General features: G+C 42.3%; 9 protein-coding genes and 1 pseudogene. 6 read left to right on the forward strand and 4 right to left on the reverse strand.

Annotated features, from left to right (window positions below; translation table 11 throughout):
- Positions 1–174 precede the first annotated feature (174 nt).
- Genes BLR76_RS10445 through BLR76_RS10460 form a run of 4 tightly spaced genes read left to right on the forward strand, consistent with a single transcriptional unit; the run spans position 175 to position 1,213 of the window.
- Positions 175–363, forward strand: a complete 189-nt coding sequence (locus tag BLR76_RS10445; protein WP_091268738.1) for a hypothetical protein — start codon at positions 175–177, stop codon at positions 361–363.
- Positions 364–404: 41 nt separating this feature from the next.
- A complete protein-coding gene (locus BLR76_RS10450; RefSeq protein ID WP_091268740.1) occupies positions 405–605 on the forward strand; it encodes a hypothetical protein in 201 nt (66 codons plus the stop codon).
- Between the two features lie 58 nt (positions 606–663).
- A complete protein-coding gene (locus BLR76_RS10455) occupies positions 664–855 on the forward strand; it encodes a hypothetical protein (RefSeq protein WP_091268742.1) in 192 nt (63 codons plus the stop codon).
- A gap of 46 nt (positions 856–901) precedes the next feature.
- Positions 902–1,213 (forward strand): hypothetical protein, encoded by a 312-nt coding sequence (locus BLR76_RS10460; RefSeq protein WP_091268744.1) that lies wholly within the window; start codon positions 902–904, stop codon positions 1,211–1,213.
- Positions 1,214–1,288: 75 nt separating this feature from the next.
- On the opposite strand, the gene alr is transcribed toward BLR76_RS10460, so the two are convergent.
- On the reverse strand, positions 1,289–2,458 hold the full coding sequence (gene alr, locus BLR76_RS10465) for an alanine racemase (protein ID WP_176759697.1): 1,170 nt from the start codon (positions 2,456–2,458) through the stop codon (positions 1,289–1,291).
- A gap of 154 nt (positions 2,459–2,612) precedes the next feature.
- On the opposite strand from alr, the gene BLR76_RS10470 reads away from it, so the two are divergent.
- Positions 2,613–3,245: a superoxide dismutase family protein gene (locus tag BLR76_RS10470; RefSeq protein ID WP_091268748.1), complete on the forward strand. Its 633-nt coding sequence runs from the start codon at positions 2,613–2,615 to the stop codon at positions 3,243–3,245.
- Between the two features lie 525 nt (positions 3,246–3,770).
- Positions 3,771–5,108, forward strand: coding sequence for a C1 family peptidase (locus BLR76_RS10475; RefSeq protein WP_091268750.1), 1,338 nt, complete (start codon positions 3,771–3,773; stop codon positions 5,106–5,108).
- 92 nt (positions 5,109–5,200) lie between these two features.
- Here BLR76_RS10475 and BLR76_RS10480 read toward each other — a convergent pair whose 3' ends face one another.
- The 3 genes and pseudogenes from BLR76_RS10480 to BLR76_RS11910 form a co-directional block, all read right to left on the reverse strand.
- The gene (locus BLR76_RS10480; protein WP_091268752.1) at positions 5,201–5,476 is read right to left on the reverse strand and encodes a hypothetical protein; all 276 of its coding nucleotides are present in this window, start codon (positions 5,474–5,476) and stop codon (positions 5,201–5,203) included.
- A 127-nt stretch (positions 5,477–5,603) separates the two neighbouring features.
- Positions 5,604–7,142, reverse strand: a complete 1,539-nt coding sequence (locus BLR76_RS10485; protein WP_091268753.1) for an AbgT family transporter — start codon at positions 7,140–7,142, stop codon at positions 5,604–5,606.
- A 240-nt stretch (positions 7,143–7,382) separates the two neighbouring features.
- Positions 7,383–7,646 (reverse strand): annotated as a pseudogene (locus BLR76_RS11910) (hypothetical protein); the annotation flags it as partial.

Consider the following 7,646-nt stretch of genomic DNA (forward strand, 5'->3'; position numbering starts at 1 on the left):
TAGTACGCAATAATAAAGAAGTGAATTTGACAAAAAAATAAAGCCCTTATAGGCTTTCTGTCACTTTTTCCTGGTTTCAACTGTCAAACTCCCGGCTTATTGCTTTACATCAAATAGGAATTTTGGTAATATTTCGGTAGATAGTTGAATAACTGTATAAAAGGAGAGAGATACATGAAAAATCTTGCTAAGTTCACCGCATTGTCTCTAACCGCAGGTTTGCTGCTTGGTGCTTGTGCTGATGGAGAGGATATGGAAAAAGACTTTCCAGGTGTCGAAGATCCGGCCACTGAAGATGAAGTGGAAGACGATGGCATGGATGATGGGGTAGATGGCGACTTGGACGAAGATACAGACGAATAAGTAATAAGAGGAATAATAATATTATTAGAGGAGAGATAGATATGAAGAAATTAGCTAAATTAACTGCACTAACTATGACAGCAGGCATGCTATTAGCCGCTTGTGGAGATGCCAATGATGTAGACGACGATCTGCCAGGAACTGAAGAGCCTGCTGATGATGATCTGGATGGTGGCCTTGAAGACGACGGCATGGAAGATGATGGTCTAGGCGACGACCTGGAAGACGACACAGACGAGTAATCGCAGACTCTGACTAATCATCAGAAACTATATTAAATATAATAGGGAGAGATTCATAATGAAAAAATTAGCTAAATTAACTGCACTAACTATGACAGCAGGCATGCTATTAGCCGCTTGTGGAGATGCCAATGATGTAGACGACGATCTGCCAGGAACTGAAGAGCCTGCTGATGATGATCTGGATGGTGGCCTTGAAGACGACGGCATGGACGACGGTCTAGAAGATGATCTGGATGACGACGCGTAATTCAGAACAGAAAATTAGCTAGAAAACTCAATTAGGGAGCGATTAAATGAAGAAATTGGCAAGACTTACAGCACTGACCATGACAGCCGGGATGTTATTGGCAGCCTGCGGAGATGCAGATGATACTGATAGCGAATTGCCGGCAACTGAAGAGCCAGCCGACGATGAACTGAACGGTGACTTGGATGATGGCATGGACAATGACCTCGACGGGGACCAGGATGATGATATTGACTCCGGTCTGGACGAGGAAGGTCTTGACTTCGACGAAGATGATCCAGATGATGAACTCGGTGACGACGGACTAGAAAGCGAAACCGACGATCTGGATGAAGACCTAGACGACGAAGACGAATAATTTCTAATCGAATATGATAAAAAGACGACCTGTTCAAAAGGGTCGTCTTTTTTGCGCGAGAGCTAGCTTTGAGTATTAATCCAGTAGCGCATTCTGCTTAGCTGTCACAGTGTCGTCTTTTATATAAACACGAGGGATTCTTTTCCCGACGCCGCAGAGTATTTCATAATGAAAGCTGTCGGTCAAATCAGCCATTGTATAAATAGAAGGCTGACCTTTACCAGGGTCTCCTATAAAGACAAGATCATGATCTTTTGAGAAATCATCGATCTGACTGACATCTACCATAAGCTGGTCCATACAGATGCGACCGACGATAGGGGCTTTATCCTCTCCACAGGTTAGATGCCATCTATTGGAAAGCTCTCTCGGAATCCCATCCGCGTAGCCAAGAAGGATCGTTGCGATCGTTTCCTCTTTAGTAGTCTTATAAGTTCTGCCATACCCGATGCTTTCCCCTTTGGTCATCTGCTTTAAGAAGGCAGCATGAGTTGATAAGGTCATGACGGGCTTCAAGTCCAGTTTGTGTTCCAATGTTTTGTCCGGATGATAACCAAATAAAGAAATGCCGGTACGGATCATATCCAAGTCAAATTCGGGATATAAAAGAGCAGCTGCTGTATTGCTGCAGTGGCGCATCTCAAAAGTGAATCCTTCTGTTTCCAGATAATCTGCAATAGATTGAAAGAACGCAAACTGCTTTTTCGTGTACGATGGGTCATCAGTATTTTCTGCTTCTGCAAAGTGAGTGAAAATGCCTTCAAACGAAATGTGTTCAGCTGCCATTGTCTGACATAGTGTAAGTGCTTCTTCTTCCGACCGAGCACCGATTCTACCCATTCCGGAGTCAACTTTCAAATGAATACGTACAGTTTGCTTGGTTTGACTGGCATGATGATTAACGGCCTCAGCTATCTCCTGTGAAAAGACAGTAATTGAAATGTTGTTTTTAATAGCCGTCGGTATCCTATCTGGTTCAATCGGACTCAGCAGAAGAATCGGTTTTGTAATTCCAGCGTCTCTCAGTTCCATTGCTTCATCCAGTACAGCAACAGCCAGATAATCTATGTCTTCCTTTTCAAGATGACGTCCGATTTCGACTGCACCGTGTCCATAAGCATCTGCTTTGATGACCCCCATGATTTTAGTTTTTTCAGATATATGATTTCTCATTTGATGATAGTTGTAAGATACCTTATCTAAATCGATTTCTGCTTTAGTGTACCTGTAACTTCCATAATTCATCTGTTTCATCTCCTTTGTACCTATTATTCTAACATGAAGAGCCTGAATGAGAACTGAAAAATGCTAAATCTTAGTGATTATCAGCTTATATTGGTATGATATGGATATAATGAAAAGTGACATGCAATGAAAGAGATGGAAGGAGAAACGATGTATGTTAAATAAAACTAAACTAGCTTTACTGACTGGAACAGCCTTGTTGATGGTAGCCTGTGGAGAGGATGAGGTTACTCAACTGGAAGAAAGCGGCACTGAAGATGTGACAGAAGATGAAGGAGAAGTTGAGGAAGATTCTCTTCTGGAAGATGCAGGGACAGACGAAGAATTCACTTCACTTGATGTTGATATGGTTGACAGTGACGGTACCTATTTAGGGTCTGCAGTGTTTGATGAAGATGAGAATGGTGTCACACTCAATCTGAATCTCGAAGGACTGCCAGCCGGGGAGTACGGCATGCACATCCATGAAGTCGGACAAGCCACTCCGCCAACATTTGAAGATGCCGGGGATCATTTCAATCCAACTGATGCAGAGCACGGGTTTGATGCTGAGGACGGGCATCATTTAGGCGACCTGTCGAACCTTGTTGTGCCTGAAAATGGAATCGTCAGTGAAACGATTGAGATACCAGATGTATCTCTGTTGCCTGATGCAGAATATACTTTGGCTACAGAAGAGGGAACGTCTCTAATCATCCATACTGAAGCAGACGACTATGAATCACAACCTACTGGAGATGCAGGAAATCGTATGGTCGGTGGTGTGATTTTTGCACCTCAGGAATAAGCGAATAAAGTTAACTGTACCGGATCAGCCAGCGCTGGTTCGGTTTTTCATCTGAATAGTCTTTTTTCTTAATAGTACTGTTTAGCTAGGAAATTGCACTAGTATAGCGGAAAGAATTACGATTTAATAGCTACGGAACTCAGGACGAAAATCCACCTGAGTTAGGGTGCAATCCCGATAGCTAAGGAACTCGGGACGAAAATCCACCTGAGTTAGGGTGCAATCCCGATAGCTACGGAACTCAAGAAGAAAATCCACCTGAGTTAGGGTGCAATCCCGATAGCTAAGGAACTCGGGAGGAAAATCCGACTGAGTTAAGGTGCAATCCCGATAGCTACGGAACTCAAGAAGAAAATCCACTTGAGTTAAGGTACAATCCCCAAAGTAACAAGACTCTGACTGAGAGTCTTGTGAGACGAAGGAGATTCTCAAAATTGAACGGATGATAATCTGGAAATGACACCTTGTCATGTGTCTGGATTTTAGGTATGATAAACTCATTCATAAGAAAAGGATGAGAGCCAGATGAAAATAACTACAGATTTACTGAAACAGTTTAAACATGACTTTGACAAAAATCCGGTCAATCATGCTGTCAAGAATGCGATGTCAAAGGTAGGCCTTAACAAGTCGTCTATAGACAATAACTTGACCAGACGCCACTCCTTCGTATTCTCTCATGAAACTAAAAAAGGAGACATCACGAATCAGCAGTCCTCTGGGCGATGTTGGATGTTTGCTGCATTAAACACTGCAAGGGTAGACACAATGAAAAAGCTGAATGTCAAGACCTTCGAATTTTCTCAAAATTACACATTGTTCTGGGATAAACTGGAAAAATCAAATTACTTTCTGGAAAGTATCATTGAAACAGCCGGCGAGCCTTTAAACTCTCGTCTCGTTCAGCACTTGCTGCTCGATCCAATTCAAGATGGTGGGCAATGGGATATGTTTTCAGGTCTGCTTGAGAAATATGGTGCTGTTCCTAAATCAGTGATGCCGGAAACGTACCATTCATCAAATACAAGAGAACTGAATCAGCTCCTGACTGCTAAACTCAGAGAATTCGCTGCTAAACTGAGAGACAGTCATAAAGGTGGAAAATCATCAGATGAGCTGACTGAACAGAAAGAAGTTTGTCTGTCATTTGTTTACGGCCTGCTGACTAAGACACTGGGAGAGGTCCCTCAGACTTTCTCATACGAATATAGAGATGAAGATAATCAGTTCCACAGGATGACTGACATTACGCCTCAAGAATTCTTCAAGCACTATGTTTCCTGGGATTTGGATGAACGCATTTCTCTTATCAATGCACCAACGGAAGATAAGCCTTATGGGAAAGCATATACCGTCAAATATTTAGGGACGGTCAAAGAAGGAAAAGCGATTACTTACGTTAATGCACCTATTGAAGTGCTGAAAGAAGCAGCCATTGCTTCCATTAAAGATGGTGAGCCGGTCTGGTTTGGCTGTGATGTCGGAAAAATGCTTGAGCGGGAAGCTGGGATCATGGACGATAAAGCATATGATTACAAAGCGACATTAGGTGAAACGGTCGAGCTGACGAAAGCTCAGCGCCTTGATTATGGTGAGAGCCTGCTGACGCATGCGATGGTTTTTGTCGGGGTTGATCTGGACGATCAAGGTAATCCAATCAAATGGAAAGTTGAAAACAGCTGGGGAGATAAGAACGGCGACAAAGGAATATACTCTATGATCGATAAGTGGTTCGATGAGTACAATTATCAAGTTGCTGTCAAACGCCAGTACATTGATGAAGAGTGGCTGAAAGCTCTGGATCAGCCAGTCGTTGAGCTTGAGCCATGGGATCCGATGGGGTCTCTTGCCTTAGTAAAATAATCGAAAATTAAAATACGTATACACGCAAATTGCTCTGCGCGTATACGTATTTTTCATGTTCAGGAAACGGTATCTGCCTAATTACTCCAGTTTTATGAAAAGAGCTCGATAGCCAGAACTATGGAAGAGCTTATAGCTCCACCAATAATAAAGTAAATGATCATCTGTAGAGGAATGAACCAGGGGAGATCATCTAAATGTTTGTCATCATCCGAGGCCACTCTGGAGGACATAAAGTACCCGATCCCTACGCCTATCCCGAGTATGGGAAACAGCTGCTGAATCTGATCCGGACGCAGCAGGCCAAACAGGAGACCAACGAGAAATCCGAAAAGTTGGAGCCATCGTCTTTTAGTTTTCTTTGACATGATGATCCCTCCTTGTATTATATGTTTATAGTTAATCAGTGGTTATCCTAACTATAACATGTCAGAGTTGAAGAGTATTGAAAAAAGACATGCTTCCAGAACTTGGAAGACATGCCTTTAATTATGATTACTGTAATATAGAAGGTGCGCCAGGGCCAAGTGGCAGTCCAAGAACATACCAGACAACCAGTAGAAGTGACCAAGAGATTAAGAACGCAATGGTGTAGGATAGCATCGTAGAAATGATGGTACCCAATCCACTCTTCTTGTCGTAACGTTGAGCGAAGACAAGAATCATTGCAAAGTAACTCATTAGTGGTGAAATAACGTTTGATGAAGAGTCGGCGATACGGTAAGCCATCAAGGTCATTTCAGGAGCGATATTCACTTCAAACAACATAGGAACAAATACTGGACCCATGATTGCCCATTTTGCAGAGGCAGAACCCATGAATAAGTTGATAAAAGCAGTGAGTAGGATAAATGCTAAAATCAATGGAAGTCCGACAAATCCGATAGTTTCAAGGAAGTCAGCACCTCTTACAGCCAGGATGAATCCCAGGTTAGTATATGAGAAATAGTTGATGAACTGAGCTGCGAAGAAGGCCAGTACTAAGTAGCCACCCATTGAGCTCATTGATTCTGACATCCCTTCGACAAAGTCATGAGAAGTCTGGATTTTACCTGTTGTTTTACCATACACATATCCAGGGATGGCAAAGAGCAGGAAGATCATGAACAGAAGTCCTTGAGAAAGGAAGTTGTTCAGTGTCATTTCGCCAGTTGCTTCATCAAGCATTCTAAGTGGCGCGTTTTCAGGAATCATCAATAAAGCCATAATTCCCAGGAAGACAAGCAAAGCAATCAGAGCATTGCGCATTCCTTTGTTTTCCTTATCAGTAATTGGTTCGTCATTAGGCTTGTAGTCGCCATCGTATTCACCAAGCCGTGGTTCGACAAATCGTCGGGTGACAAAGGCACCAACTATCGTCAGTAAAAAGGTAGAGACGATCAGGAAGTACCAGTTTGCTGTAACAGCAACTTCGTACTCAATACCAGCAGAAGTCAGTGCTTCATTAGTGATACCAACGAGTAATGCATCAGTAGGTCCAAAGATCAGGTTGGCAGAGAAACCTCCAGATACCCCTGCGAAAGCTGCAGCTAGACCGGCAATCGGGTGTCTGCCCGCTCCAGCAAAGGCAATTGCTCCAAGTGGGATAACAACTACATAACCTGCATCGGAAGCGATATTAGAAATGATACCTGCAAAGACAACCGTTGCTGTCAGTAAGTTGGCAGGGACATTACTTAAAAGTTTTTTCAGCGAGACAGAAATAAGTCCTGTCCACTCAGCAACTCCTACCCCCAGCATAGCAACAAGAACCGTACCTAAAGGCGCGAATCCTGTAAAGTTACTTACTGCACTATTGAAAATATGTGCAATACCCTCTCCATTCATTAATGAAACGGCTTCAATCGTTACTTCTTCACCAGCCCTTGCATCGAAATAGTCGACAGTAACGCCAAGTCTAAAGACGAGTTCAGAAATCAGGACGATGAAAAGAGCTAAAGCAATGAAAATAATAACTGGGTGTGGAAGTTTATTTCCGACACGCTCGATCATGCCCAAAAATCCTTTATTAGTGTTCTGTTCAGAATCACTCATAAGTTTGTTTCCTCCTTAAGTAATTTTGAAGCGTAAGCTAATCTTACTAATGACCATCAAGTTGGAGATAATCATTAGTAAGATTAAAATTTGGCTCCATTCGATATTGTACTATGAATTCTATTTTAGTACAAATACCATTTTAATTTCGTATGTGTCAAGACTTTGGCGGAAACTTTTTTTTCTAGAGATGGTAACTCTTCAATTTTAATATTAAAATGGCTCATTCTGTGTGTTTCATTACCCAAACATTTTCTTCAGTTGTCCCATTGGACTTGATGTGGAACTATAATTAGCTATTTCTCCCATTTTAACGCCTATAGAAGGACGATTAATCTTTTTCAAAACAGCTCTAACAGCGCCTTTAAATTCAGGGACAATGGTTTGTTCAAATGCAGGTAGTTCGGCTCTTAAAGCTTCTAAAAGCGTTCCGTTTTTACGAGCTGAAATAATTGAAGCTAAGTTTCCAGCTCCTTTGGCTGAAAATCCACGCCCTTGACGTTT

It is taken from the genome of Alkalibacterium thalassium, from assembly GCF_900101165.1.
Classification (GTDB): Bacteria; Bacillota; Bacilli; order Lactobacillales; family Carnobacteriaceae_A; genus Alkalibacterium; species Alkalibacterium indicireducens.